General features: G+C 41.6%; 24 protein-coding genes. 14 read left to right on the top strand and 10 right to left on the bottom strand.

Features of this window, described 5'->3' with window-relative positions:
• Positions 1-60: 60 nt before the first annotated feature.
• Positions 61-1,530: an aminotransferase class V-fold PLP-dependent enzyme gene (locus tag AC4E96_RS01710; RefSeq protein WP_490254714.1), complete on the top strand. Its 1,470-nt coding sequence runs from the start codon at positions 61-63 to the stop codon at positions 1,528-1,530.
• A gap of 196 nt (positions 1,531-1,726) precedes the next feature.
• On the opposite strand, the gene bamJ is transcribed toward AC4E96_RS01710, so the two are convergent.
• The 4 genes from bamJ to yciH form a co-directional block, all read right to left on the bottom strand.
• Entirely contained in the window at positions 1,727-2,344 is a 618-nt protein-coding gene (gene bamJ / locus AC4E96_RS01705) for a BamJ family beta-barrel-assembly machinery protein (protein WP_488033159.1), read from the bottom strand.
• A 71-nt stretch (positions 2,345-2,415) separates the two neighbouring features.
• The gene (locus AC4E96_RS01700) at positions 2,416-2,811 is read right to left on the bottom strand and encodes a DUF2391 family protein (protein ID WP_488033160.1); all 396 of its coding nucleotides are present in this window, start codon (positions 2,809-2,811) and stop codon (positions 2,416-2,418) included.
• A gap of 10 nt (positions 2,812-2,821) precedes the next feature.
• Positions 2,822-3,625 carry a response regulator gene (locus tag AC4E96_RS01695; RefSeq protein ID WP_488033161.1) on the bottom strand — a complete coding sequence of 268 codons (804 nt, stop codon included), beginning with the start codon at positions 3,623-3,625 and terminating at the stop codon, positions 2,822-2,824.
• Positions 3,626-3,686: 61 nt separating this feature from the next.
• Positions 3,687-4,031, bottom strand: a complete 345-nt coding sequence (gene yciH / locus AC4E96_RS01690) for a stress response translation initiation inhibitor YciH (RefSeq protein WP_488033162.1) — start codon at positions 4,029-4,031, stop codon at positions 3,687-3,689.
• Between the two features lie 226 nt (positions 4,032-4,257).
• Here yciH and AC4E96_RS01685 point away from each other — a divergent pair, with 226 nt between their 5' ends.
• The 4 genes from AC4E96_RS01685 (at position 4,258) to AC4E96_RS01670 (ending at position 8,310) form a co-directional block, all read left to right on the top strand.
• Entirely contained in the window at positions 4,258-4,563 is a 306-nt protein-coding gene (locus tag AC4E96_RS01685) for an STAS domain-containing protein (RefSeq protein WP_488033163.1), read from the top strand.
• A 14-nt stretch (positions 4,564-4,577) separates the two neighbouring features.
• Entirely contained in the window at positions 4,578-6,248 is a 1,671-nt protein-coding gene (locus AC4E96_RS01680; protein ID WP_490254713.1) for an ATP-binding SpoIIE family protein phosphatase, read from the top strand.
• A gap of 149 nt (positions 6,249-6,397) precedes the next feature.
• Positions 6,398-7,072, top strand: coding sequence for a GAF domain-containing protein (locus tag AC4E96_RS01675; protein WP_488033165.1), 675 nt, complete (start codon positions 6,398-6,400; stop codon positions 7,070-7,072).
• Positions 7,073-7,116: 44 nt separating this feature from the next.
• On the top strand, positions 7,117-8,310 hold the full coding sequence (locus AC4E96_RS01670; RefSeq protein WP_488033166.1) for an amino acid aminotransferase: 1,194 nt from the start codon (positions 7,117-7,119) through the stop codon (positions 8,308-8,310).
• 98 nt (positions 8,311-8,408) lie between these two features.
• Here the strand turns inward: AC4E96_RS01670 and AC4E96_RS01665 are convergent, their stop codons facing one another.
• Both AC4E96_RS01665 and hemH read right to left on the bottom strand, forming a co-directional pair.
• Positions 8,409-9,737, bottom strand: coding sequence for a Na+/H+ antiporter NhaC family protein (locus AC4E96_RS01665; protein ID WP_490254712.1), 1,329 nt, complete (start codon positions 9,735-9,737; stop codon positions 8,409-8,411).
• Between the two features lie 157 nt (positions 9,738-9,894).
• A complete protein-coding gene (gene hemH, locus AC4E96_RS01660) occupies positions 9,895-10,986 on the bottom strand; it encodes a ferrochelatase (protein ID WP_490254711.1) in 1,092 nt (363 codons plus the stop codon).
• 199 nt (positions 10,987-11,185) lie between these two features.
• Here hemH and AC4E96_RS01655 point away from each other — a divergent pair, with 199 nt between their 5' ends.
• A complete protein-coding gene (locus AC4E96_RS01655) occupies positions 11,186-12,178 on the top strand; it encodes a DUF3530 family protein (protein ID WP_490254710.1) in 993 nt (330 codons plus the stop codon).
• Positions 12,179-12,265: 87 nt separating this feature from the next.
• Here the strand turns inward: AC4E96_RS01655 and djlA are convergent, their stop codons facing one another.
• Positions 12,266-13,150: a co-chaperone DjlA gene (gene djlA / locus AC4E96_RS01650; RefSeq protein WP_488033171.1), complete on the bottom strand. Its 885-nt coding sequence runs from the start codon at positions 13,148-13,150 to the stop codon at positions 12,266-12,268.
• Between the two features lie 282 nt (positions 13,151-13,432).
• On the opposite strand from djlA, the gene AC4E96_RS01645 reads away from it, so the two are divergent.
• The 8 genes from AC4E96_RS01645 (at position 13,433) to AC4E96_RS01610 (ending at position 23,204) form a co-directional block, all read left to right on the top strand.
• On the top strand, positions 13,433-15,634 hold the full coding sequence (locus tag AC4E96_RS01645; RefSeq protein ID WP_490254709.1) for an LPS-assembly protein LptD: 2,202 nt from the start codon (positions 13,433-13,435) through the stop codon (positions 15,632-15,634).
• 12 nt (positions 15,635-15,646) lie between these two features.
• Positions 15,647-16,930 (top strand): peptidylprolyl isomerase SurA, encoded by a 1,284-nt coding sequence (gene surA, locus AC4E96_RS01640; RefSeq protein WP_490254708.1) that lies wholly within the window; start codon positions 15,647-15,649, stop codon positions 16,928-16,930.
• A 5-nt stretch (positions 16,931-16,935) separates the two neighbouring features.
• Positions 16,936-17,928, top strand: coding sequence for a 4-hydroxythreonine-4-phosphate dehydrogenase PdxA (pdxA, locus tag AC4E96_RS01635; RefSeq protein WP_490254707.1), 993 nt, complete (start codon positions 16,936-16,938; stop codon positions 17,926-17,928).
• A gap of 8 nt (positions 17,929-17,936) precedes the next feature.
• Positions 17,937-18,806, top strand: a complete 870-nt coding sequence (gene rsmA / locus AC4E96_RS01630; protein WP_488033175.1) for a 16S rRNA (adenine(1518)-N(6)/adenine(1519)-N(6))-dimethyltransferase RsmA — start codon at positions 17,937-17,939, stop codon at positions 18,804-18,806.
• Complete coding sequence (gene apaG / locus AC4E96_RS01625) at positions 18,796-19,158, top strand: Co2+/Mg2+ efflux protein ApaG (RefSeq protein WP_490254706.1); 363 nt, start codon at positions 18,796-18,798, stop codon at positions 19,156-19,158. The genes rsmA and apaG overlap by 11 nt, the downstream gene beginning before the upstream one ends.
• 18 nt (positions 19,159-19,176) lie before the next feature.
• Positions 19,177-19,998 (top strand): symmetrical bis(5'-nucleosyl)-tetraphosphatase, encoded by an 822-nt coding sequence (locus AC4E96_RS01620; protein WP_490254705.1) that lies wholly within the window; start codon positions 19,177-19,179, stop codon positions 19,996-19,998.
• A gap of 149 nt (positions 19,999-20,147) precedes the next feature.
• Positions 20,148-22,160 (top strand): methyl-accepting chemotaxis protein, encoded by a 2,013-nt coding sequence (locus tag AC4E96_RS01615; RefSeq protein WP_490254704.1) that lies wholly within the window; start codon positions 20,148-20,150, stop codon positions 22,158-22,160.
• 297 nt (positions 22,161-22,457) lie between these two features.
• Positions 22,458-23,204, top strand: a complete 747-nt coding sequence (locus AC4E96_RS01610) for a PEP-CTERM sorting domain-containing protein (RefSeq protein WP_490254703.1) — start codon at positions 22,458-22,460, stop codon at positions 23,202-23,204.
• A gap of 161 nt (positions 23,205-23,365) precedes the next feature.
• Here AC4E96_RS01610 and AC4E96_RS01605 read toward each other — a convergent pair whose 3' ends face one another.
• From AC4E96_RS01605 to AC4E96_RS01595, 3 genes are all read right to left on the bottom strand, one after another.
• Positions 23,366-24,394 (bottom strand): LacI family DNA-binding transcriptional regulator, encoded by a 1,029-nt coding sequence (locus tag AC4E96_RS01605; RefSeq protein WP_490254702.1) that lies wholly within the window; start codon positions 24,392-24,394, stop codon positions 23,366-23,368.
• Between the two features lie 350 nt (positions 24,395-24,744).
• On the bottom strand, positions 24,745-25,332 hold the full coding sequence (locus AC4E96_RS01600; RefSeq protein WP_488033180.1) for an NADPH-dependent FMN reductase: 588 nt from the start codon (positions 25,330-25,332) through the stop codon (positions 24,745-24,747).
• Positions 25,333-25,411: 79 nt separating this feature from the next.
• Positions 25,412-26,896 (bottom strand): MFS transporter, encoded by a 1,485-nt coding sequence (locus AC4E96_RS01595; RefSeq protein WP_488033181.1) that lies wholly within the window; start codon positions 26,894-26,896, stop codon positions 25,412-25,414.
• Positions 26,897-26,992: the final 96 nt, after the last annotated feature.

Raw genomic sequence — 26,992 nt, 5'->3', positions numbered from 1 at the left:
CTGCCGATTAGAATCATAATAACCCCCTAAAAGAATATAACTTCATTACAGGTATTAAAATTGGAAAATTATTTCAATAAATTTAGAGTGGATATCATTGGTAATGATCTAACCCACCCGAATCAGTCCGGTCAAATTCTGTACGCAGATTGGACGGCAAGTGGGCGATTGTATAGACCAATTGAAAACCAGCTTACCAATGAAATTGGTCCTTACGTTGCCAACCCTCATACAGAGAATACACACACAGGTCGAGTAATTGGTAATTATTACAAACAAGCAAGACAGTTAATCAAACGTCACGTGAATGCCAGTGATGACTACGCATTGATCAACTGTGGAGCGGGTGCAACAAGCGCCATTGTAAAATTGCAACGACTGCTTAACTTAACTAAGTCCAAGTCAAACTCAATGAGCAAAAAACAACCAGCAAAAGCTGGTATTTTAGGTAGACTTATCACTTTCTTTCGTTCTAATGATAAAAACAATCTTCCAGTCGTTTTTGTGTCACATATGGAGCACCACTCCAACCATACAAGCTGGAATACGTGTGACGTAGATGTTGTCGTTATTAAACGTGGGCTTGGTGGCCAGCCTTGTTATGACGATTTGGAACAACAACTCAAATCTTACCAAAGCCGAAAGGTTAAAATTGGGGCATTTACCGCTTGCAGCAATGTTACAGGCATCCATACGAACGTACGTCGCCTAGCTAGAACGATGCACTTGAACGGCGGTGTTTGCTTTATTGACTATGCTTGCTCAGCTCCATATGTAGATATAGATATGATGCCAAGTGACCCACTTGAGCATATCGATGCTATTTATTTTTCTCCCCACAAGTTTTTAGGAGGGCCAGGCTCCGCCGGAGTATTGGTGTTTAACAAAAAGTTATATCAACTCAGTCACACAGCCCCAGATAAACCTGGTGGTGGAACGGTAAAATGGACAAACCCATGGGGCCAACAAGCCTTCTTCGAAGATATTGAGCGACGAGAGGATGGCGGGACACCACCGTTTCTGCAAGTAATAAAGACCGCCAAAGCAATAGAATTAAAGGAGCAAATGGGTGTTGCTAATATTCAGCAACGTGAATCTGAACTCTTGCAAATTTTATTCGATGGATTAGCTGCGATTCCCTCGCTCTCTTTATTAGAGCCAGAGGTAAAACAAAGGCTTTGCATCGTATCCTTTTATATCGAAGGTTTACATCACAACTTAATCGTTCGCTTACTCGACGACAAGTTTGGCATTCAAAGTCGAGGAGGTTGCAGTTGTGCTGGCACATACGGTCATACTTTACTAAACGTGAGTCAGCAGCAATCACAAAAAATAGTTAACGAAATCAACCGTGGCAATTTGTCTAATAAACCTGGCTGGGTAAGAATTTCACTTCACCCAACAAATACAGATAATGAAGCGTTGTTTATCGTGCAAGCAATAGAACAAATTGTATTAAATGCAGATGCTTGGAGTGATGAATACAGGTTTGTACCGCAAAGTGGCGACTTTGAAAGAGAAATTGTCTAATGCTGAATATAACAGTCTAACTAGCAGCATTTATTTTACTTGAACCAGCGACTTCCGCTCACTTACAAATAACTGAGCAAACTAACGTCTCACAGCAGCACAACAAAAAAAGAGAGCCTAAGCTCTCTTTTTCAATAACGATTTATTCAACTATTGAGCAATGATCAATATTGAACAAAAACGTTTAGTACTTTGATTAAGCTACGATTTCTAATAACTCAACGTCAAATACTAGTGTTTGGAATGGACCAATCGCACCACCGGCACCTTGCTCACCGTATGCTAGTTCGTAAGGAATTGCTAAACGCCATTTTGAACCAACTGTCATCATTTGTAGAGCTTCAGTCCAGCCTTTGATAACGCCGCCCACTGGGAACTCAACTGGTTCGCCACGGTCATAAGAGCTATCAAATACAGTACCGTCGATTAATGTACCGTGGTAATGAGTTTTAACTGTGCTTGCTGCTGTTGGCTTCTCACCTGAACCTTCTGTAATTACTTCGTACTGAAGACCAGACTCAGTAACTGTAACGCCTTCGCGCTTCGCGTTTTCGTCTAGGAATTTTTGACCTTCAGCAGATGCTTCTTTAGCACGTTCAGCTTGAGCTGCTTGCATACGCTCATTGATCACGCCAAATGCTGTACGTAGATCTTCAACAGCAACGGCCATTTCTTTACCTTCTAATGCATCAATAACACCTTGTGCTACGGCATTTGCATCTAGACCTTCAAATGGATTGCTTGCTACTTGGTCACCGATTTGACGGCCAATACCGTAACTAGCTTGCTGTTCTACAGTTGTATATTGAGACATAGTTCTCTCTTAAATTTACGTGTTAGAAAGCGCAAGATAGTAACACAAGCAAGGCCTTTATAAAAAGGGGGTCACTCTTTGTCAAAACTATCGACGATTATAGCGCCCATTGACGCAGGCATTGTGATCACGATTAGACGTTTAAAGGCAACTATAGGCTCGCTTAGTAGTGGGAGCTTATCTAGCGATAATAAAACCAAACCAACCACTAGGGCTGCCAACAAGTAAGCGATAGCAATTCGCCACAAAAACACCGGAATACGATATTTGATATTGCCTTGAAAAACACTGTTGTATGCAAACAGTCCCAAAAACAAAATTGAAAGAACAAAGACTAAAAGTAGATTTTCGAGCGGGAGTGTCGCCCCTAACTTCCATGCTTCTTCAGAAAATGAAATAGGGACTGCCAGTGCAAATGCACCTATTGTCACTTGACTGGCATCTTCAAGGTTGAACCTTAAGTCCATTGGCAAGATTTTAGTCCTCACCTTCTAATAAATTATATAAAATACGGCGTACATTATCAGACTCGAATGGCTTGTCACAAAGCGCATTAACACCTGCCTGTTCTATGTTAGCCAAATGTGTCTCGTTGGCTTCTGAGCTCACCATTAGAATTGGCAGATGAGATTGGCCGCTTTGAGTTCGGATAAACCTCGTTAGCTCCTCACCATTGACTTCAGGCATGTTGTAGTCCGTCACGACCAAGTCGAACATTTCATTCTGAAGTACTTCAATTGCTTCAGAACCATCACAAACCTGCGTAATTAAATCAATACCTAAATTATTCAATACTCGAGTGATAAAATTACGCGCCATTCGACTGTCATCAACCACTAAAACACGTACCGACTTAATATCAAAGTAAGACAATTGCAATTCGTCAGCACTGAGTAGATCAATGGTTGAATTGATTGCCGTACCTAAATGCTCAGGTGTAAATGGCTTTGGTAAAATAGCCACGACGCCTGATTGTCTGAAGTTTTCAAGCTGCTCTTTATTCGATTCACTTGATACCAACATAAAAGGAATGTCGGCCATTTCCTCTGTGTTCTTTAACTTCTTCACTAAATCCAGAGCCGTACCATCTTCAAAATACATAGCACTGGTGACCAGATCAGGTTCTGTGTTTTTGATCATTTGAAGCGCTGCTTCTATTCCATCTGCAAAATCGACATTAACAATGTCTTCTTTTGCCAACTGCTTGGCAATGAACTTTTGTTGAGTTCTTGACGGCTCAACAATTAATATTGATAAATCACTTGGTGCTAAATCGGACATAGCTTTTATTCTCTTTTATTGTACTGCTATTCAACTCAATGCTAACTGGAACTTTTAAAAACTAACCACCGGCGAGTTTACATTTGTAACCCATCGATTCTAAAATCGTTTTTAGTTGTTCGCGATCATCTCCCTGAATTTCGATCGTTCCGTCTTTGACCGCGCCACCTTTTCCGCATTTTTTCTTGATATTCTGAGCAAGTTTTTTAAATTCTTCTGGCGCTAACTCTATACCACTAATGATACAAACGCCTTTGCCTTTACGCCCTTTTGTTTGACGCTGTATTCGCAAATGTCCATCTGCATAAGCCTCACCGATAACCTCTGGCGCTTCTGGCTCATCTTCGATTCGTCCTTGGTCTGTTGAATAAACCAATTTACTTAATTGACTTTGCCAATCTGACATTTTGAGACCTCATATACATAAAACGGGGCGAAATTTAGCACACCTTTTTTTATTTAAAAATGCTTTTATCTCAGTACTTAAGATTTGTAACCCAAGACCTTTTAGTCTATAAACATTACAGGTAAGTGTTATGCTGTTTGAGGGTTATCTAAATAATCATCGTTCCCTGTAAGTTTAGCACTCAAACCCAAATGTATTTTATTTCTTCTATTTAAAGGAAAGCTTTATGAGTTTAGTAACTTCGACCTCAACTGATGGCAAGACGTTCATCATGCAAATTAAAGGAAAGTTCGACTTCAATTTGGTCCAAGACTTCAGACTGGCTTATGCAAACGTCACAAATGATACCGAAACGGTAGTTGTAGACCTACGAGAAACGGAATACATGGATAGTTCTGCTTTAGGTATGCTACTAAATATGCAAAAGCTATTGTCTGACAAGGTTGACAACTTCAAAATTTCCAACTGTCGACCACAAATAAAGAAAATCCTCCAAATCTCGCGTTTTGATAAGAAATTTGACATTGATTAATACGGACATTCCTCATGTCACTACAAATTTTAGTCGTTGATGATCAACAAATTAACCGAACCATTCTTTCCCGTAGTTTGGAAAAGGAGAATTATAAGGTCATCACGGCGGCCAATGGTTTAGAAGCGTTAGAGGCTTTTACACACAACGACCCTGACATTGTTTTACTCGATGCATTGATGCCTGTAATGGACGGTTTCACGGCCGCGCCAAAACTTAAAAAGCTGTCAGCCGATGTCTACTTGCCTATCATTTTCTTAACCGCCCTTGATGATCAAGAAAGCCTAAAACGCTGCTTAGAAGTTGGAGGGGATGACTTTTTAAGTAAGCCATTTGACCAAGTTATTCTTGCTGCCAAAATCAAAGCGCACGCCAGAATACGTGAACTTAGTAAAAAAACATTCGAACAAAAAAAGCAGCTCGATTACTACCGCCTTCAAACCGAACGAGAATTTCAGATTGTCGAGCATATTTTTAATCGAGCCTTACAAGGTAATTATCACGCCCCAGATTTAATCGACTTCTATTTGTCACCTGCCGCCATGTTTAACGGTGACATTATGCTGACAAACCTGGGTCCAACCGGAAATCTGTACATAATGATGGGTGACTTTACCGGTCATGGCTTAGCTTCTGCTATTGGTACATTGCCGGTATCTAGGGCTTTTTATGCGCTAACCAAAAAAGGCCTCTCTGTCGGAGAAGTAGCCGCTGAAATTAATTCCATACTCCTTACCCTACTTCCAAGTGACATGTTTTGCGCCGCGGCGGTTATTGAAATGAGTCATAGCGGTAAGAGTGTTACGTTCTGGAATGGCGGTACACCGGATATCTTTATTGTTAATGATAACTCGGGTATCAGAGAAATTGTGTCTGCCCAACACATGCCACTTGGCGTGTTAGATGACGATGAATTTGAATCACACACTACGAACGTAAATGTATCTAAAGAAGACAGAGTATTTATTTACTCTGACGGGGTCACCGAGTTAGTTAACCCGAGCGGCGAGATGTTTGGTGAAGCGAGACTTATCCAACGACTTAATGATCTGAATAACAATGATATCGAATCAATAGTAGAAGCATTACAAAACTTTAAAGGAGAGCAAGAGCAACACGATGATATCTCAATGCTAGCGTTACGCTGTGATTCTACACCTATTAGCAAAACCATTATTGAAGATAATTACTCAAAGCTTCCACACCACTACGAATTACACTTAGACGCTGAGGCAATCAAAACGGCCTCCCCGATTGAAGAGTTAGTCGACACAATCGCGAGTATTAAAGGGGTACAAAGGCACAAGTCGACACTTTTCCTCTTAATTTCTGAAGCTTACAATAACGCAGTAGAGCATGGCATTTTGGGCATGAGTTCTAATGTCAAAGACCAAAATGATGGGTTTATTGAATATTACGCTCTTCGACAAAGCAAGTTAGAAGAGTTGACCGAAGGTCATATTAAAATTGACATCAAGTACTCGCCTAATGATTTCATGTTCATTATCAATATTACCGATAGCGGTAGTGGTTTCGACACATCAAAACTCAACCCAAATGATGCAACTGATGATCAATCGTTTGGTCGAGGTAATGAATTGATCAGAGAACTGTCAAAATCAGTTTCTTATAACGAAAAAGGAAATCAAGTTACGATTTGTTATCAACTATTTGACCGTACTTAGCAGATTTAAGGGTATTTCTGGTTTACAACTCAGTCGTCTTATAATAGGATTCTTGACGTTTAGACGTCTAAACACCTTTCCATTTAGAAAGGGTCGCGTCAATTTGTTCTATTTCGATGTTAAAAGCATCAGGTAAATCGGTGAATACTATGTCAGCATTAATTAAATCAGAAGCCGCTCAGCACTATTACGAGCAACTTAACCTATGGTGTAATGCACACCAACCTACGCTGTCGTTGTCATACCAAGTACCTATGTTAGGCGAAGGTGGCACCTGTTCACTCTTTGGCGAACTAGACGAAACTCCATTTAATTTACACAGCGAGCTAAAAGCTCAAGAGCTAGCTGTATTAAAGGACGTGCAAAGTGTTGTTGACTGGGTCAAAGCTCAAACCAACGTTGATTGGTTTGGTGTGTATTTGGCTCGTGAAAACAAACAAAACGAAAAAGTCCTCACAAAACTTGCCTATTTTGGCAAACCATCACGTGCAGAATTCCCACTTAACGAAGAGTTTTCAGCATTGAGTAACAACGTTACAGTTGCACTTACCGGCCAATCAAAAGTGATCAATGATGTAACTGAGTACCGCAATAATGGTGGTGAATATTACACGTGCGATCCTCATGTGAACTCAGAACTTTGTTTACCTATTTTTGCTTTACACGATTCGCAAAATAAAAATGCCCTTTTGGCTAGCGAAGAACAAAAAATAGTTGGTATTATAGATGTCGAATGTTTTGCAACGAATTGCTTCGATGACCAACAAAAAGAATTATTTTCAGCGGTCTGTGAAAAATTATCTGAGCTGTTAACGTTGCGCTAACCCGTCCACTTTCATTGGTGGCACCAGAGCAAAGAGAGACTTGCATGTTTGAACAACTTAAACCGGTTCCTACCGATCCTATTTTAGGCCTAATGGCCGAATTCAAAGCCGACACAAACCCAAAGAAAGTCGACTTGAGTGTAGGTGTCTATAAAAATGAAAGTGGTGACACACCGGTCATGACAGCGGTCAAAAAGGCCGAAAAACTTCGTCTTGAAAACGAAACATCAAAAGCTTACTTAGGTCTGGCAGGTAATCTAGAGTTTAACGAATTAATGACCGACTTGGTTTTTGGCGATCATGACATTATTAAGCAAAAGCGCGTTAAAACAGCTCAAACACCAGGTGGTACAGGCTCACTACGTGTTGCCGCTGAGTTCATTAAACGCAGCAACCGCGACGCAACCATCTGGGTAACGAGCCCAACTTGGGCTAACCATTTCAGCATCTTCAATGCCGCTGGCGTCGAGACTAAAGAATTTCCATACTTTGATTTTGCCACCATGAGCCTTGATTTTGATGCAATGGTCACAACCCTTAAAACCGTACCTGCTGGTGATGTTGTGCTACTTCATGCATGTTGTCACAACCCTAGCGGTATGGACTTAACTATCGAACAGTGGCAAGTAGTGGCTGATTTAGCGAAAGCACAAGGCTTTGTTGTACTTATCGACTCTGCTTACCAAGGCTTTGGTGCTGGTTTAGATCAGGATGCGGCGGGCCTTCGTTTATTGGCTTCTCAATTAGACGAACTGTTGGTTAGTGCTTCTTGTTCTAAAAACTTCGGTTTATACCGCGATCGCGTTGGAACATTCAGTGTGATTGCAAAAGATGCCGCTGCGACAGAGGTAGCTTACAGTAATGCGCTAAGTGTTATTCGTGCTATTTACTCTATGCCACCAGCTCACGGCGCTGAAGTTGTAGCGCGTATCCTTGCTGATAAAGAACTTAAAGCTGAGTGGATGTTAGAGCTTGAAGAAAAGCGCACACGTATCAACGGCCTACGTAGCTACATTGTTGAGAAGTTTAAAGAACACAATGTCCCTGGAGACTTCGAGTTTATCGCAAAGCAAAACGGCATGTTCTCGTTTTTAGGTATCGATAAAGATGCAATACAAAGACTAAAAGATGAGTTTAGTATTTATCTAGTTGGTTCTAGCCGAATTAATATTGCTGGCATTAACAAAGATAACGCTGACTACGTTGCCAAAGCAGTCGCGACGGTGTTGACTAAATAAAGCGTTGGCCATTAACTAACAAAAAAGGGAAGCTAATGCTTCCCTTTTGTTTATTTGCAAGTTGCCCTTTTTAGGCTTTGTGCATTCTTCTTGCGCTGCTAACGTCTAGCTCTTAACACCATCACTAAGACACTAACTGCAAATAGAATCATGCAGTACCACACGTTTGATACGACTTCGATTGGTGAAATACCAAAAGTGGCGGCGGCTAGTAAGGCTTGAGCACCAAATGGCACTAAGCCCTGGGTGATGCAACTGAATATATCTAACAAGCTCGCGCTTCGCTTTGGTTCTATTTCTGCCTGCTCTGCCAGCTTCTTCGCTGAGTCACCTGACACAATAATAGCAACAGTATTATTAGCAATGGCCGTGTTCGTTAACAAGCCAAGGCTTGCGATGGCCATCTGATTTTTAACAAATAAACCTTTCTTTGAAACCTTTAACAACACAGAATTGATCTTAGCCACCAAAAAGTTTAATCCTCCTTGATGACGCATTAATTCACTGAGACCACCGACCAACAAACTCAACAAAAAGATTTCCTGCATATTGGCGAAGCCGGTATAAATGTCCTTACCCAACCCCGCGAGTTGATAATCGGCAAAAGTTGCACCAAATACTGCAGATAAAGCAATCCCTAACAATAAAACGACAAAGACGTTTAAACCCAAAATGGCTAACACTATAATCATGAAATAAGGTATCGCTAACCATACATTTGCTTCTGTTCCAGCGAGGTCGTTTTCAAGCGGTGCGCCACTGTAAAATACATAAATAGCCAACACAATAAGTGCAGCAGGTAAGGCAAATATAAGGTTTTCTTTGAATTTGTCTTTTAGTTCAGCCCCTTGAGTTTTTGTTGATGCAATTGTGGTATCAGAAATAAAACTCAAGTTGTCACCGAACATAGCGCCGCCAACAATGGCACCAGCCATAAGTTCAGCGGGTATCCCTGTCATCTCAACGACCCCAAATGCAATAGGAGCAACAGCCCCTATCGTGCCCATTGAAGTTCCCATCGCTGTGGCAACAACGGCAGAGATCACAAATAGTCCAGCAACTAAGTAAGCACTTGGGATAACACTAAGACCCAAATTAACAACAGCATCTACTCCTCCAGTTTGCTTTGCGACCGCAGCAAAGGCACCGGCAAGTAAATATATCAAACACATCGTCATGACATTATTGTTGCCCATTCCTTTGATGAGTAATGCAATACTGTCTTCAAGAGTGTGTTTGGTCGGAGTAATGACTCGATTAAAGTAAAGCCCGAGTAAAAGTGCAGGGATAATAGCGACAGGTGCAGGTAATTGGTAGAACGCATAGTCTACGCCCTGCATCTGAAGGTATATTCCGGTTCCTAAAAACAACAGAATAAAAAGGCCCAGCGGGAGTAACGCCAAGCCTGATTGATGATTATCGTTCATTAGATTCCTCTTTAATTTTGCTCGACACTATTACAGCAAGACCAAAATAATGAAACTTAGGTAAATAAGGTTAATAGAAGTGTAAGGTATCACACCACAACCCAAAGAGAAACCTAAACGTTTAGACGTCCAAACCAACACATGGACGCCCCAATGACTACTTAGCCAAATCAGTTCTAACCTTTTCAGCTCTAGTTTGGCGGGCTGTCAAAGCATCTATATCGGTTGTCGTAAATGACCAACCACTGATTTGTTGCTGCACTAGTTCAGCCAACGCATCAATGTGTGAGTTATCCGCGTTTAGACATTCAATATACTCGTACCGCTCGCCACCCGCTTCCATAAAGTACTCATGGTTTTCTTCGCCGATCTCTTCGATCGTTTCTAGACAGTCTGCTGAAAATCCTGGGCAAACGACCTGAACTGATTTAACGCCTTGTTCAGGTAACCCCTTAAGCGTTTCGTCTAAGTATGGCTTAACCCATTCCTCTTTCCCAAAACGAGACTGGAAACACGTCATATATTCGTCTTTTTCAAGTCCTAACTTTTCTGCCAATAAACGAGTCGTTTTATGGCACTGACATGCATACGGGTCGCCGTTGCGCCAATAACGCATCGGAATCCCATGATAAGAAAATATCAATTTATCGGCACGCCCATGAGTCGACCAATGACTCTTTATTTTGTTCGACAATGCATCTAACCACTTTTCTGAATCAGTATAGTGATTCACAAACCTTAACTCTGGTACAAATCGAGTTTGTTTTAAAACGTTTGCAACAGCATCAAAAGTCGACGCCGTGGTTGTTGCCGAATACTGTGGATAAAGCGGTAAAACCACCACCTTTCGAGCGCCTTGGTTAAGTAGGCTGTTCAACTTACTCTCGACCGATGGGTTACCGTATCGCATTGCAAACTCAATGAGCACATCAGGACGATCATTAAACTTAGATGCAACCCCTTTAGCGATCGCCTCGGTATTTATTAGAAGCGGTGATCCTTCATTTGTCCAAACCGTTTTATAAGCTTTAGCTGAACGTCGTGAACGAAAAGGTAAAATGATACCGTTTAGTACAAACCACCAAATAGACCTGGGCACTTCAACTACGCGAGGGTCAGATAAAAACTCTTTAAGGTAACGTTTTAATGCGCCAGGCGTCGGTGCATCAGGCGTACCTAAATTAATAAGTAAAACACCAATTTTGTCCGATTGCTCGTGGCTAAAGTCAGGGTTATTTGTGTACTTCATGTATTTCTCTATATTTTAGGTTAGCAACATATTAAGTTTGCAAAAAACAAACATACATCAACAGTGGCTAATAAGTACGTTTAAAATGAGATTTGGTTTTAGAAATTGTTCGATTGGCCGATAACAATTTTTAGAGTACCAAGTATTGAGATTTGTTATGTATTTTAGCGTGATAAAAACATTTTTGTTGATTAGTTTTATGTTTTTTGTGACCGGTTTGGACGCACGACAAAGTCAACAACATGTACCTGTCCAACATGAAATGTGGATTCAGCAAGACTTAAAACGCTATTTACCAGACCATCAAATCAAAACATTACAAGCGAACGAAGAGTCATTCATTACGCTATTGAAAGAACAAACAACGGGTTTACCACGCGGTATTGCGTTTCTGGCGCCGGATGTAAATCAAAGTATTTTAAAGCAAGCGGCGTTAAGTAACTTATACCAGTCATTAAACGATTACGGCTGGACCAGTTTGTTACTTACTTCTCCGAATTATGAAGACCTGCAACAAAATATTCTTAATCAATCTCTTGCCACGCCAAGTGAATCATCCTCAAGCCCAAACGACGATGTGTCGACCAGTGATGTAGCTAACAACCCTAACGGTAATGCTGAGTCTGACAACCAAGCCTCTCAAGAAGAAGCCTCTCAAGAAGAAGCCTCTTCAGAGGGGACTGATACCGAGACGGATCAACAAAATACTAACGACTTTTACACAAAAACCTTCTCACAGCCTTTGGCACTCAAAGAAAGCGAATTAGAGACTTTACAGGACCTTGTGGAAGGTAGGCTTAATGCAAGTATTGAGTTTGCTAGCCAATACCCTGGATTTTACCTAATGATTTGTGAGGGTAAGGTCTGCCCTATGATGGTTAACCTAATTGCAGAACAAAAGCTACCTCGGCCAGATGCCTTAGTCATGCTTAGTGCGCATAATTTGGGTACAAAACCAAATCGAGACTTTGCCGAGCTTTTAAGTATGAGTGATTATCCTGTTTTGGATTTATCGCAAACGTGGGACAACCGGTGGGTGACAGCTAATAAACCGTGGCGGGCAAAAATGGCACGTAAGAATTTTAAAACTGATTATCGCCAACGCACGTTAAACAGTTACTATGATTACCATGGACAACAACGCCGTGTCATTAAGGAAATACTCGGCTTTTTGTATTCCGTTGGTATGTAGAGCAGAGTTGGAGTTTAGGACTTACGCCGCACAGCCCAAAGAGTACTCAACGTCTGCGTCCAGCCAGAGCCACGGGTTTAAGTGAGATCAGAACTTTCTGGCTTTCTTTACGATCTCATAAGCCGCTTGAATATCCTGTGTTTTTTGTTTAGCTACTTCCATCATCTCTGGAGGCAAGCCTTTGGCAACTAGCTTGTCTGGATGGTTTTGGGCCATTAAGCGTTTATAGGCCCGCTTTATGTCTCGAACTGAGTCTCTATCGCCCACCCCAAGTAACGCATACGCATCTAATAGGCTCGGCTCACCATTTTGACTGGCACTTTGCTGCTGATGACGTTGCTGCTCTTGATGCTCTCGGTATTGTTGACGTCTGTCATACTTTTTGTATTTTTCTTGTTGCGCTTTTTTGTAAGTTTGAAAGCGAATTTCGGCTTCCCACATAGCAATTAGTTGCTGCAACTGGCGCTTGTTAAACCCTAGTTGCTTTGCGACTTTGACCAATAAGTCATATTCGGCTTGCTCCAACACATCATCGCAATAAGCCGTTTGAATCTGGATCTCTAGAAAAAACTGACAAAGATCTTTGCGATCACTGAACTGAGATTTAAATTGGCGTAATTTTTTCTTAAGGGGAAAACCTATTAGCTTTCCTTCACGAAATGCGCTTTTGGCCTCCTCAACTTGGCTGTCCGATAAACGCATTTGCGTCATAAAGTCGGTGGCGGTTTGAATGTGTTCTGGCGTGACTCGTCCGCTGGCCTTTGCGACATGTCCCATTACCGAAAAAGTGGTATAAAAAAACACGGACTGTTTGCTATCGCCACTGGTTAAAAACGCTTCCACGTTTCCTTTATCTTTTATCCTTTGCAGCGCCCTATCAAACAAGTGTCCAATGGCAAAACCTATAATTCCACCAATAAAATGTCTTACTAACAAAAGGCCAAAAACCGTTCCTGCTATTTTTCCTATCACTTCTTCCTACTTTTTGTCTTTTATGTTCAATTAAAATACCGTCTAGCAAGGTCTGACACGTAGTATATCTTAAAAAAATCGTATAGAATTCATCAGTTATTAATTTTTATTTTATCGCCAGCGTTTTTTGCATCAAAGTTGTCATTTTAACAACGTTCTCGCCCCTGGCATTGTGTAACTTTAAAGGTCTACAAAAACTTGAAATTTAGCGCAAACACTTTAATCAGCATCGGTATTTTAGGCCTGTTCTCTAGCTCGGCCTTCGCTAATTTTGAATGTCAAATGGCTACTCTAGCCCAGTCGCAAGAAAAAAATAACCCACTTCTCAAAAACTTGTCTGTTCCTAAAAATACGATCCTCGTTGAAAGTGACCGCACTGACATTCAACAAGGACAACAGATCAAGTTCGATGGCAACGTGATTATTTATCAAGAAAATCAAACCGTATTGGCAGACAGAGCTGTTTTTAATGAACAGGAGTCACAATTCACCGCCAATGGTAACGTCGAATTAAACTCGCAAACAGCCTCTGTTAAAGGTGAGTCAATTTTTATTGATGAGAAGAACAAAGACTTTGCTTTAACCAATGCCAATTATGAGTTGGGCTTTAACTCAGGTCGTGGTACCGCAGAAGCATTTTTGATCGACAACAGTGCATCCCTAGTTTTAAATGAAGCGACATTTACAACCTGCCCTGGAGACAACCCTAGTTGGCTATTCTCTTCAAGTGAGATCAACATCAGTCAAGAAGAAGGCTGGGGAGAAGCTTGGAACACCGTTTTCAAAATTGCTGACGTCCCCGTTTTATATTTACCTTACATTACCTTTCCAATCACCGATGTGAGAAAAAGTGGTCTACTTTTCCCAAAACTTGGCAGTAATACTCGTTTGGGTGCTTATTATTCTCAACCGATTTATTTTAACTTGGCCAGTAATTATGATGCCACTATCACCCCGACGTATATGTCACAACGCGGATGGTTGATGAAGCTCAATGGTCGATACTTATCAGAAGAGTCTTATAACATCCTGCAACTAGAGTACATGAATGAAGACCAAGACTTCCCTGAATTAGAAGAACGCTATTTAGGTTATGTTCAGCACGAGTCAACGTGGTCGGATGCATGGCAATTCCAAGTTCAATGGACCGAGCTCAGTGATGATAGTTATATCAGTGACTTTAACAGTGACTATCACCACAAAGCCGATACGCACCTAAACAATGTTGCACAATTGACTTATCACAGTGACAAGTTGTCTATGCGCTTGTTAAGTCAAAACATTACTGAACTAGGAATGCATAGCCCTTCATACAAAGTGCCAGCTCAACTTGAACTAGACTGGACACCAACATCAGTGACCAATGGTTTCGGGTTTGCCGTTAGATCCAGTTTTACTCATTTTACCAATGAGTATGTTGAAGAGCACAAAGTAACTCGTAGTCATATCGAACCCGAATTGAGCTACTCGTACTACACCCCTGCTTTTCAACTCGAATCAAGTGCGTCATATTTAGCTACTCACTATCAGCAGTCATTTCAATCACTCACTTTGGATCCAAACCAGGTGGTTCCAACCGAACAGTCGGTCGACCGTGGCGTCGGTAAATTCCGATTATTGGCTGGCTTAAACTTTGAAAAGTTTGGTCGTTACTTTGGCCAAGATGTTCGTCAGACACTTGAACCAAAAGTACAGTATGTGTTTGTAGAAGAGTCTGACCAATCTCAGATAGGCCTTTATGATTCACAGCGATTAAAAGAAGATTATTTTGCTCTATTCAGAAGCCAGACCTATTCAAGCATCGACCGAATTACTGCCATGAACCAAGCGACGGTTGGTATCTCTAGCAGTATATTCAACAATAATAACCAAGAAATTTTCCGCTTCGGTGTTGGTCAAGTGTATAAATTAGCGAATAAATCAATCGAACCCGGAACTAATCCTGATGATGAACGCTCTAAGCCTGCAGTTGCCGTTGAAGTGTTTGGTCAACTCTCAAAAAACTGGCAAATCGATGGTGGTATTTTGTATGACCGCGAGTCACAAAAAACGACAAGTGGATTTGTTGCTTTAGATTACTGGCTCGACGAAGACAAAAACGTGCAGTTTAACCACAGGTATGTTAGAGATGTCGCCAACACAACGATTAATCAATCTGGCGTATTTGGTAGTTACAAACTAAATGACCAGTGGTCTTTAGCCGCGAGTTACCATTACGACTCAGAACGCAAAATTAATTTAGATAGTGTCATTGGATTTGAATATCGCTCCTGTTGTTGGAGCATTCAAGTATCAGCACAACGTCAAGTATTACTTGACCTAACAAATACAGATTTCGATAACAACGCCAACGTACGATACGAGAACGGTGTTGGTATTAACTTTAAATTCCAAGGTTTGGGAGGAGAAACAGTATCAGACATTTCTAAGCTGTTCTCAGATAGTATTTTCGCCTATCGCCGCCCTTACCTCATTACAAAATAACGAGAAGATTATATGTTAAAAAAATCTCTGATCAGCGCATTGTTATTAGGCTTCGCACTGAGTGCACCACTAGCCCAAGCCGAATTAAAGAAAATCGATGAAGTGGCAGTCATCGTCGATGACGGCGTCGTATTAGAAGGCGATGTAAAAGCAATTGTCAACCAAGTCAAAGCACAGGCTGCGATTAGTAACCAACGCCTACCAGATGACGAAGTTTTGCGTACTCAAGCGCTTGAAAAACTGATTATGGAGAGCTTACAGTTACAACTCGCCAAGCGAATGGGCATTCAGATCAGTGACGCACACCTTGATTCAGTTTTACAAAGCATTGCTCAAAGCGAAGGTAAAACGATTGAGGCCTACCGTGCCGATGTAATTGCAAAAGGCGAGAGTTTCGAACAACACCGTGAAAAAATTCGTGATGAAATAGCGATTAGCGAAACGATGCGCGCTAATGTACGTCGTCGAATTTCTATTTCACCACAAGAAGTAGAAACTCTAAGTGCTATTATCGATCAGCAAACCAGTAAAGAAGAATTTAATATTGGTCACATCCTTATCAATGTAGACAGTGACGCTACCCAAGCTGATATTACTGCTCGCAAAGATGTTGCTAATAAAGTTATCGAGTTACTCGACGGCGGCGCAGACTTTGCTCAAGTTGCTATCACCTCTTCGAGTGGTGCCAAAGCTCTTGAAGGTGGAGACTGGGGGTACATGGGCATCAATGAAATGCCATCTTTGTTTGCAGAAAATGTTAAAGGCAGTAAGTCAGGCGACATCATTGGTCCACTAAAATCTGGCGCGGGCTTCCACATCATCAAAATTCTAGATGTAAGAGGCCGAGAAACCGTTGAAATAAAAGAAGTCGACGCTCGCCATATCTTGCTAAAACCGTCTATTATTTTAAGTGAAGAAAAAGCTAAACGTATGTTAGAAAAATTCCTTGCTGACATAAAAGCGGGGACTGCTGACTTCTCGGAATTAGCAAAAGAGCACTCTGAAGACCCAGGCTCTGGTTCACGAGGCGGAGAGCTAGGTTGGTCAAACCCAGAAAAATACGCACCTAAATTTCAAGAAGCTTTAGCCCAGCTTGAGCCAGGAGAATACAGTGCGCCATTTAGAACACAATTTGGGTGGCATATTGTTCAACTAAAAGCCGAGCGTAGTGCCGACGCAACCGAAGAATCAAAACGAGATCGCGCATATCAAATTATATTCAAGAGAAAGTTCGCTGAAGAGCAAGAAAACTGGTTACGTGAATTACGCAGCAAAGCGAATGTTGAGGCTATTTAATTAAAATGACCGCTATTCCCCAAATTGCTATAACCCCGGGTGAGCCAGCAGGTATCGGCCCGGATTTAGTATTAAAAATTGCTCAGCAAGAGTGGCCTAGCCAACTCATTGTGTTGGCAGATAGACAATTGTTGCTTGAAAGAGCTGAACAATTGTCATTGCCCATAAAGCTGGTCGATTTTGATCCTAGCAGCCCAGCAAAAGTTCACCAAAAAGGTCAGTTGTATATTATCCACCACCCACTAGAGGCACCAGCACAAGCGGGCGTACTCAATGAGAAGAACGGTCGTTATGTGGTTGAAACTCTCACTACAGCTAGCGCTGGTAATATGGAAGGTAAGTTTGATGCCGTCGTAACAGGTCCTGTTCACAAAGGTATTATTAATCAAGCTGGCGTGCCGTTTAGTGGCCATACTGAGTTTTTTGCAAACCACTCCAATACTTCTGATGTAGTAATGTTATTGGCTACCCAGGGACTGCGCGTTGCGCTTGTAACAACGCACATCCCACTTGCTTATGTCGCTAAAGCAATTACCCCTGAGCGAGTTGAAAAAGTCGCAACAATCCTATACCGAGACTTACAAACTAAATTTGGTATTGTTAAACCAAAAGTATTGGTGTGTGGACTCAATCCTCACGCCGGCGAAGGCGGCCATTTAGGCAGAGAAGAAATAGAAATCATAGAGCCGGTGATACAAAAGCTCAACGGCTGCGGCATGGACTTTGTTGGTCCTTTGCCAGCGGACACGCTATTCCAACCAAAATATCTGGATGACGCCGACGCAGTGTTAGCCATGTATCACGATCAAGGACTCCCCGTCCTCAAATATAAAGGGTTTGGTAACGCCGTTAACATCACTCTTGGTCTACCCTATATAAGAACCTCAGTTGATCACGGTACCGCGATTGACTTAGCAGGTTCAGGAACCGCAAATACAGGCAGCATGGAAGTTGCAATTGGACACGCCATAAAAATGGCAAATGAAAAAAAGGCTTAATGCACTCAATGAGTAAATACAAAACTTCCAACAAAAAGCACTTTGACCCATCAAAAGGCATTCATCAGGGTCATAAGGCCCGTAAACGCTTTGGTCAAAACTTTTTGACTGATGAAGATATAATCGAAAGAATCGTTCGCGCAATTGCACCAAAAGAAGGTGACAATATTTTAGAAATTGGTCCAGGTCTTGGCGCAATTACAGAGCCTGTCGCCGAACGAACTGATTTACTAAACGTAGTAGAGCTAGACAAAGACCTAGCTGAGCGTCTTCAGACTCACCCTTTTATTGGCAAGAAGCTCAACATATATCAAGCTGATGCGTTGAAGTTTGATTTCAGCCAAGTCATTCGTGACGACAAAAAGCTCAAAGTGTTTGGCAACCTACCATACAACATATCAACGCCTTTACTATTTCATTTATATGAATACTTAGACAATATCGAAAACATGCACTTCATGCTGCAAAAAGAGGTTGTTAATCGTATGTGTGCTGCGCCTAACTCCAAGGCTTATGGTCGATTAAGTATCATGACACAATACTATTGCCGCACAGTGCCAGTCACCGATGTTCCGCCTTCATCGTTTGTTCCGCCACCAAAAGTAGACTCGGCTGTAATTCGTTTAATTCCAAAAGCAAAAGAAGAGCGAAGCCAAGTCGCCCCTGCTCTCTTAAACACTATTTGCCTGGAAGCCTTTAACCAACGTAGAAAAACGTTGAGAAATAGCCTTCAAAACCTCATTTCAGCTGACGGGCTCGCTGAGTTAGGAATTGATGCAAGCCTTAGAGCTGAAAACCTTAGCCTTGATGACTACATAAAAATCGCCATTTGGTATGGTGAAAATAAAGCAAAAATAGGTAGCAGTAATGAAGATTGATGTTAGCGTTACAACGCGAGACATTCCTGAACAAACAGACCCAAAGCAGAACCGATTCGTCTTTGCGTATACCATCACTATCACAAATAATGATGAAAAAGCGGCACAATTGATGAGCCGATATTGGCTCATCACCGATGCAAATGGTAAGAAAATCGAAGTCAAAGGCGCGGGCGTAGTTGGTGAACAACCAATCATAGCGCCGGGTCAAAGTTACACTTACACCAGCGGATGTGTGTTAGAAACAGAAATTGGTACTATGGAAGGTTACTATCAGTTTGAAGTCGAATCGACTGAGGTTCAAATTCCCATTCCAGTATTCCGATTAGCCGTACCTAACGTCGTTCATTAATTAATAGGCGGCTCTTAGGTGGCAGACTATTTTATAGGCGATATCCAAGGCTGTTTCCAAGGCCTAAACAAGGCCTTGGCTGAAGTGCAATTCGAGCATGGTCGAGACACGCTTTGGCTGACTGGTGACCTCATTGCTAGAGGTGAAGACTCCCTTTCAACCCTTAACTTCTTAACCCAACACGATTCCTCTGTTAGAACCGTTTTAGGTAACCATGACCTGCATTTTCTTGCCGTTGCCAACGGCATCAAACGGGTTAACCCAAAAGATAATCTTGCCGCTTTACTTGACTCACCTCAACTCCAATTTTTTGTCGACTGGCTTAGACAACAGCCATTGTTATTGCCTTTACCCGATAAATCAGGTTTCCTAAGTCACGCTGGCCTACCACCTGGTTGGGCAACAACTGACGCTGAAAAATGGGCAGAACAATTGCATAAAACATTAAGTAGCGAGGATTACCTAGATTTTCTTCCAAACATGTATGGTAATGAACCGGCTAAATGGAGTGAAAATTTAACAGCATTAGAAAAGCTTAAATTTACTGTCAATGGTCTTACTCGGATGCGTTTTTGTGATCGCGACGGCAAGCTTAATTTTGCTGACAAAACGTCACCCAGTGTTGATGCACATGAACATCAAAAAAAATCATTGATACCCTGGTACGAATTTGAGCCTGAAAGATTTGACAAAACTAAGTGGGTCTTTGGTCATTGGGCTGCATTAATGGGTAAGACGTCAGTACCAAATGTCATTGGATTAGACACTGGATACGTATGGGGAAATTATTTGACAATTTTACACTGGCAAAACCAGAAAAAATTTAAAATTAGTGCATAATAGCCAGTAATAATAAGGGGCACAGCATATTTCGATTGTGTTACCTGTAGATGGTTTACCGTTAAAACCACATAATGATTAATAATAACAACACTTTGGCCGATAACCTGAAGTAAATAATCAAGTTAGCAGTCTTCTTTGGAGAACTTATGAAACTTACAGTTGCAATGAGGGTAATAGGTGGATTTTCTATTACCGCAGTCCTGTTGCTCGTTTTAGGGATCAATTCAGTACAGATACTGAGCGACATTTCAGACTCAACCGAGCAAGTTAACAAACTATCTGTCCCCGCACTTGAGTCCAGCGCCAAGTTACAACAACAGTTTTTGGCAATGAGTAAAACAACATTACTTGACTATTACGCAACTGAATATGCCGAAGTTGAAGAAACAATTAGCACCTTCAATCAACAAGCGACAGCGATTGAAGAAGAAATCAATAAACTATCTTCTATTGTCAAAGATGTACCTGAACTAAGCGCCGAAGTGCCAAATGTAGAGGAACGCTTCAATAATTTCAAAAATGCTTCTTATCAATTATTCGACGCAAAAAAGGCGACACTTAATTTGGCAGATAGCGTATCTGAACAACTTGATGAAACGGAAATGGCCGCTGACGATGCAGCCGTTTATATTCTCGACTTTATTGATTTAAATGACTTACCAAGTAATCACCCAGCGGTAACTTCGGCAGCACGCATCGAAATGGACATGTTAAACATCATCTCCAATATTAATGACCTTGCCAAAAACAATAATCGTGAAACCGTCAAAACAATTATAAAAGAAATTGAATACATCCAAGGTAATGCACAGAAGGCCGTTCTAGCATTGGAAAAAGCGAGTGAAGGCCAAGACTACGAAGCCAAACAGGACATTATCGACCAAGTAGAAACGGTTAATGAATTGCTTAATGCACCAAATAGTGTTGCTAATCTTAAAATTCAATTGTTGAACAAACTAGACGCAGCGGCCAGTTATCTCGACGAAACGACAAGCCTGTCAGAAGCGGGTATCGCTGAACTTAAGCATCTAGAGCTTTTGGTTAAACAAGAATTGAATACCACTACTGAAGGCGTTAAAAACGCGGTTAGTTCGGGCGCGACACAAAACTGGGTTGTCATGATCCTCGCACTGGTCGTTCTGTTATTCATTGGTTATAGAACCGTAATCAGTGTTAAACGTCCACTTGCGGCGGTCAATGAAGTCTTAAACGTTGTTGCAACCGGTGATCTCACCGTGAAGCTAGACGACTCAAGTAAAGACGAATTCGGTGAATTAGCGAAAAATTGCAACATGCTAATTGAAAGCCTTCGTGAGTTGATTCACGGTATTGTAAGTCGTTCAAATCAATTAGCGACTGCATCTGAAGAAACATCAATGGTCGTTAAAGAGTCAACGGTTGCCATCAACGAGCAACGCTCTCAAGTAGAACAAGCTGCAACTGCCACCACAGAAATGGCCAGCACATCTTACTCAGTAATGGACCGTGCAAATGAAGCATTGAGTGACATTAAACAAGCTGACCAAGATGCTGAACGCGTTAAAGGAATCTCAGATAACAATAAGCAAACAATTATCCAGCTAGCGAGTGAAATTGAACAAGCTTCTGGTGTTATCCACGAAGTTAACGAACACAGTGCCGCTATCGGTGGTATTTTGGATGTTATTCGCGGTATCGCAGAACAAACTAACTTGTTAGCACTTAACGCAGCGATTGAAGCCGCACGTGCGGGTGAACAAGGTCGTGGTTTTGCCGTAGTAGCCGATGAAGTTCGTTCACTTGCAAGTAAAACACAAGAGTCGACTGAAGAAATTCAGAGCATGATTGAGCAATTGCAACGCGGTTCAAAGTCTGCGGTTAGTGTAATGAACCACTCTAAGACCCAAGCGGATGTGTGTGTTGAGCAAACAGAGCAAGCGACCTTAGCATTAAACAGCATTACTGATTCAGTACACCAAGCTAATGACATGAGTGAACAAATCGTGTCAGCAGCAAAAGAGCAGAACGAAGTCAGTAATGAAATCAGTGAACGACTAGAGTCTATCGTTGCCATTGCTGAACAAACCGCTTCAGGTGCTTCTCAGACGGATCTATCGTCACAAGAAGTGGCGCGCTTAGCAGAAGAACTACGCCAGTCTGTAGAGCAGTTCCGACTGTAATCCTGCCCTCGCCCATCGATAAGTCGATGGGCCTCAAAGCAAACAAAAAGCCAGCATCATAATGATGCTGGCTTTTTTATGGTCAAGTACAGAGAGCATTTAAGCTAACCAACAAAAGACACTCCAGTGATTTTAAATAACAAGTTGTCAGAATATTTTACACGATTTGGATTTCTAGCAACACAAACAAAATAAAACATTGATTTAAAAGGAAATTAATTAGCCAGCCCGCTGGCCCGATCCTTGCTTAAACCTCCCTGTACCTGGTTAAATTTAAAATTCTAAAGGGATGTTGAAATGAAGAGTAAGCTCTTAAAAAGTGTAATAATTACGGCAGCTTTAACTATTAGCGGAGTAGCTAATGCAAGTTTAATTACGTTCTACGACACCGTAAGTGGCGGGCAAAGCCACTATGACGCAACAATTGCAGCTTCATCTGTGCAATCGGATAGCAGTTATACGCTGACTGCTCAAGGGTCTGGTAACAGTTGGGGGTTTGGTGACTTTACTATCGGTACGGCCTCAGGAAGCTCATGGACAAACCCAAACGCAGGGTATGCTATGACTGGGGCTGCAATTAATACCACTGGCTCTTCTGGAACAAATGATATAATTACCTTTACTTTTACAGATTCAATTAATGCATTTGGCTTTGAATTAGGAGATTGGGGCACCTGTTGCTATCCGTCAACGGTCAGAGCATCTTTTGATAATGGTGCCTGGGTAGACATTGGTACCATGACGCAAGCATCAGATAACCCCAATTACGACCCAAATAATTCGTCGCATGTAAACAGTGGTGGAACTCAAGGCAAAGGGGTCTTCATCGGACTGATTGATGACAGCGCAGTTTTTAATACCGTAAAAATCGATTTCACTGCAAGTGGTGATTTTCTGTATGCCGGGGGGACTATTAAATATTCAACTTTTGATGTTGGTGGTGCTGTAGTTGTAGATAACCCGTCACAAGTTCCAGAGCCCACATCTCTAGCAATTTTAAGTTTAGGCTTGCTTAGCCTTACAATTAAGCGAAAAAAAGTATAAATGGATTTACTTAGAAAGTATCAAAGCAAACAAAAAGCCAGCATCATAATGATGCTGGCTTTTTTATGTGTTCGCTATAGCTTATACGTATCGTCTTTCCGTTGCCGCTTTGAAATTCACTTTTGGCATTTCAAATATGGCTTAGATATAGAAATAAGACGTTATGATTTAGCCCCACAAGACTCGCGCACGACGAGTTTTGTTTTCATAAATGAATTGGTTACTGGTTCGCCCTTAATGAGCTCTACAAGCTTATCTACAAGTAATACGCCTGCCGCCGTAGAATCTTGTCGACACGTAGTCAATGCAGGCTTGGTATAACGAGCAATTGGCACATCATCAAAACCCACGACTGCGCAATCATTTGGCACCGTCACATTACGCTCTTCAAGCGCTTTTAATACACCTGTCGCAATCAAGTCACTGGCGACAACAATGGCATCGAGAGGCTTACCTTCATCTAGCAACGCGACAGTGGCATGATAACCGTCTTCTTCCGTATTTGCCGCATCCTTTTGTAATTGTTCATCTACTAGTAAACCGGCCTTAATCAGTGCCTCACTATGTCCTTCATAACGGGCTCTAAATTCTGGGGCTCCATCGTGAACAGAACCCACAAAACCAAAGTGCTTGCGGCCGTTGTCAATTAGGTGTTGAGTAATTTGTTGCCCACCGTGAAAGTTATCACATCCGATCGAGCACGTTTCAAAGCTAGTTGTTGCCGCGCCCCAACGGACAAATGGGGTACCGTGTTTGACCAGCTCTCGCAGTTTACTTTCATAATCTAGGTAATCGCCATAACCTAGCAAAATCAAACCGTCGGCCTTATTACTGTCTTTAAAAACAGAGTGCCAATCAGCATCTAACTCTTGAAATGAGACAAGCAGGTCATAACCTAATTTGCCGCACTCACGAGTAATACTGCCAAGCATGGATAAGAAAAAAGGATTGACGAGCGAGTCATCACTCATAGGGTCTTCGAATAACAAAAGCGCCAATGTGGTACTGGTTTGAGAGCGAAGACTACTGGCGTTTTTATCTACCGTGTAGTTGAGCTCTTTGGCGATTTGTTGAATTTTTTCACGTGTTTTTTCGCTGACAAGAGGACTATTACGCAATGCTCTTGACACCGTTGACTGCGAAACGCCTGCGCGATAAGCAATATCAAATGATGTGGCTTTACCTTTCACGAATATTTAACACCTATTCCGTTTTTTTAAATACTACCTTGCCCTACATAAGCTGTAAAACTATATTTTAAAAAAGTTCAAGCCCGAGACGAACGGATGCATACGTATTCAGGTGAATTATTTTTCAATTTTTATCAAATAACCGATATTTGATTTAATAATGCATATTATGCATAACTTTTTTCAATAAAACCAACGGTGACCGTTTAACTGAGTGTTTTTACCTCAATGCTGGCTGTTATTCCGTTCTTTAATAAAAAGCCCTGAAATTGACTTAATCAATATCAGGGCTAAGTTTATTTTTTTGATCAAACAAAGGAGGCGAGCTCTTTGTTTACGTCGATGGTTTCTTAAACGCCGTTAGGAAAACGTTTTTCCTGCACGATTTCACTTTGACGAATTTGAATGAAAGCCTTCCCGTACTCTAATAAAAGCTTCAAGCCTTCATCAACACGGTTTGCGACAAACTGTTTCTCAGCGATATATTCACCATTTTCATCAATTGTAGCGTTTAAGCGATCAATAACAGTGTTTACTGGAATAAAGTTTAAAAACGTATTTTTGTACGCTGTTGCTCGCATTTCCTGAATCGGATAACGACCACCACTGCCTGCAGAAACAGTAACGATATAAGCAGGCTTATGACGAAATACCCCAGTGAAAAGAAAGAACAAGTTCTTCACTGCTGGCGGAACCATACCGTGCCATTCAGGAACAACAAACACATATGCATCGGCATCTTCAAGAGACTTCTTTGCTGATTCTAATTGTGACAAGTCAGTATCTTCTTCCCACATAGGTAATTCGAGTTCAGCTAAATCAAAAATCGTCACGTCCTGACTTGCGTCTATTCTGGTCAGTTGATTTTTTAGATATAAAGCGGTCTTAGCACTACCAGAGTTTGCTCTTGTGCTACCTGAAACAATTGAAATATTCATTCAAGTTACCCTGTTACTTTTTAGTTATAAAAAACCCAGCAATCAGCTGGGCTTTAATGATTGTGTAAAGATAGTACCGTTACGCAGTTGCTTTGTCTTCAGTTGGTATCAAAATAGGTTCAGCCGAACTGTCACGAACAAATAACACCGACAAAGCACCGAGTATCATAGAGCCACCAGCAAGCATAATGATGTAAATAGCCTCATTAGCGAATACTGAACCTAAGATCCAGCCACTTACTAGGCCTGATACGATTTGTGGTGCCGCAATCGTAAAGTTAAAGATACCCATATAAACACCTGTTTTATCAGCCGGTAACGCACCTGCCAAAATGGCATACGGCATTGCCAAAATAGCAGCCCATGCGATGCCCACACCAATCATAGACCAAACCACACCAATCGCTCCTTGCGGAACTTCAACCTGTGTGATTAATAGGTTTACATGAGTTATCGTCGGGTCAGTAAACACCACCATACTGATATACCCAAGACCACCCGCTAGCAAGGAAAGTGAATAAACGAGTTTACGGCCAAACTTGTCAGCTAACTTCGTTAGTACCACAGCAAAAGCAACAGAGAACAATGCTTGCGCCGCATACAAAATGCCAACCCAGTCGCCAGCAGCACCTTTTGCTTGAGAAATGCTGTCAGGTACAGCGTGAGTCGCTAAGTAAACTGGATCGAACCAATCTACCGCTACACCCCATGTATTTTGAGTAAGTGCGGCGGGTAAGTAAGTCCACATAATAAATAAAGCAAACCATGAAAAAAACTGCACAAGCGCTAGTTGTTTCATTATCACCGGTGATTCTTTTAATAAAGCCCAGAAGCCAGACAGCTTTTCTGCCATCGATTTCTTTTCTTGTTGCTCAGCCTCAACTTCATTGATGTCTAAGCCTTTATATTCGTAATATTGCTCAGGTTCGTATTCTTTCGTTCTAAATACAGTCCAAAGTACCGAACCTAATAAAATGGTTGCCCCAATATAAAATGACCAAATAACCGACGGTGCGACTTCGCCCGCTTTAGACGCGTTTTCTAGGCCAATAACATTTGTTAGCACAAAAGGTAAAATAGAACCGATAACAGCACCGATATTGATTAATAACGTTTGAACTGAATAACCTAAGTTACGTTGCTCTGGCGGGACCATATCTGAAACCAACGAACGAAACGGTTGGAAAGTCACATTAAACGCGGCATCTTTTACCGCAAATATGATCAAGCCGAATAGCATTGGCGGAATAAATGCAACAAGCAAATGTGCATTCGGTAACAGAGCCATGGCGCCAGCAGCGACAATCGCACCACCAAAAATAAACGGTAAGCGACGCCCCATTTTATTCCACGTGCGGTCAGACAAAGAACCGACGATTGGTTGCACCAACAACCCCATAATAGGAGCCGCTAGCCAAAATAGAGAAAGAGAAGAAAGATCAGCGCCAAGGTCAGACAAAATTCGACTTACATTACCATTTTGTAATGCAAATCCAATTTGTACGCCTAAAAAGCCAAAACTGACATTCCAAACTTGCCAGAAGGATAACTTAGGTTGTTTCATAACTTATTCCTGTTTGATTCGCATGACATTTAGTTATCGATATTATTATCATTAGAGTTCATGCAACTTAACCTTAGAGCCTATAATGAAGGCAGC

Source organism: Psychrosphaera sp. (assembly GCF_982872775.1).
This window is presented reverse-complemented; position numbering and strand designations above follow the sequence as displayed.

What these genes read in the sequence shown, in the direction of transcription:
- bamJ (WP_488033159.1), bottom strand. Translation starts at nt 2,344, where the DNA reads ATGTCTCAATATACAACTGTAGAACAGCAAGCTAGTTACGGTATTGGC.
- AC4E96_RS01700 (WP_488033160.1), bottom strand. Translation starts at nt 2,811, where the DNA reads ATGGACTTAAGGTTCAACCTTGAAGATGCCAGTCAAGTGACAATAGGT.
- AC4E96_RS01695 (WP_488033161.1), bottom strand. Translation starts at nt 3,625, where the DNA reads ATGTCCGATTTAGCACCAAGTGATTTATCAATATTAATTGTTGAGCCG.
- yciH (WP_488033162.1), bottom strand. Translation starts at nt 4,031, where the DNA reads ATGTCAGATTGGCAAAGTCAATTAAGTAAATTGGTTTATTCAACAGAC.
- AC4E96_RS01685 (WP_488033163.1), top strand. Translation starts at nt 4,258, where the DNA reads ATGAGTTTAGTAACTTCGACCTCAACTGATGGCAAGACGTTCATCATG.
- AC4E96_RS01680 (WP_490254713.1), top strand. Translation starts at nt 4,578, where the DNA reads ATGTCACTACAAATTTTAGTCGTTGATGATCAACAAATTAACCGAACC.
- AC4E96_RS01675 (WP_488033165.1), top strand. Translation starts at nt 6,398, where the DNA reads ATGTCAGCATTAATTAAATCAGAAGCCGCTCAGCACTATTACGAGCAA.
- AC4E96_RS01670 (WP_488033166.1), top strand. Translation starts at nt 7,117, where the DNA reads ATGTTTGAACAACTTAAACCGGTTCCTACCGATCCTATTTTAGGCCTA.
- AC4E96_RS01665 (WP_490254712.1), bottom strand. Translation starts at nt 9,737, where the DNA reads ATGAACGATAATCATCAATCAGGCTTGGCGTTACTCCCGCTGGGCCTT.
- hemH (WP_490254711.1), bottom strand. Translation starts at nt 10,986, where the DNA reads ATGAAGTACACAAATAACCCTGACTTTAGCCACGAGCAATCGGACAAA.
- AC4E96_RS01655 (WP_490254710.1), top strand. Translation starts at nt 11,186, where the DNA reads ATGTTTTTTGTGACCGGTTTGGACGCACGACAAAGTCAACAACATGTA.
- AC4E96_RS01645 (WP_490254709.1), top strand. Translation starts at nt 13,433, where the DNA reads ATGGCTACTCTAGCCCAGTCGCAAGAAAAAAATAACCCACTTCTCAAA.
- surA (WP_490254708.1), top strand. Translation starts at nt 15,647, where the DNA reads ATGTTAAAAAAATCTCTGATCAGCGCATTGTTATTAGGCTTCGCACTG.
- pdxA (WP_490254707.1), top strand. Translation starts at nt 16,936, where the DNA reads ATGACCGCTATTCCCCAAATTGCTATAACCCCGGGTGAGCCAGCAGGT.
- rsmA (WP_488033175.1), top strand. Translation starts at nt 17,937, where the DNA reads ATGAGTAAATACAAAACTTCCAACAAAAAGCACTTTGACCCATCAAAA.
- apaG (WP_490254706.1), top strand. Translation starts at nt 18,796, where the DNA reads ATGAAGATTGATGTTAGCGTTACAACGCGAGACATTCCTGAACAAACA.
- AC4E96_RS01615 (WP_490254704.1), top strand. Translation starts at nt 20,148, where the DNA reads ATGAAACTTACAGTTGCAATGAGGGTAATAGGTGGATTTTCTATTACC.
- AC4E96_RS01610 (WP_490254703.1), top strand. Translation starts at nt 22,458, where the DNA reads ATGAAGAGTAAGCTCTTAAAAAGTGTAATAATTACGGCAGCTTTAACT.
- AC4E96_RS01600 (WP_488033180.1), bottom strand. Translation starts at nt 25,332, where the DNA reads ATGAATATTTCAATTGTTTCAGGTAGCACAAGAGCAAACTCTGGTAGT.
- AC4E96_RS01595 (WP_488033181.1), bottom strand. Translation starts at nt 26,896, where the DNA reads ATGAAACAACCTAAGTTATCCTTCTGGCAAGTTTGGAATGTCAGTTTT.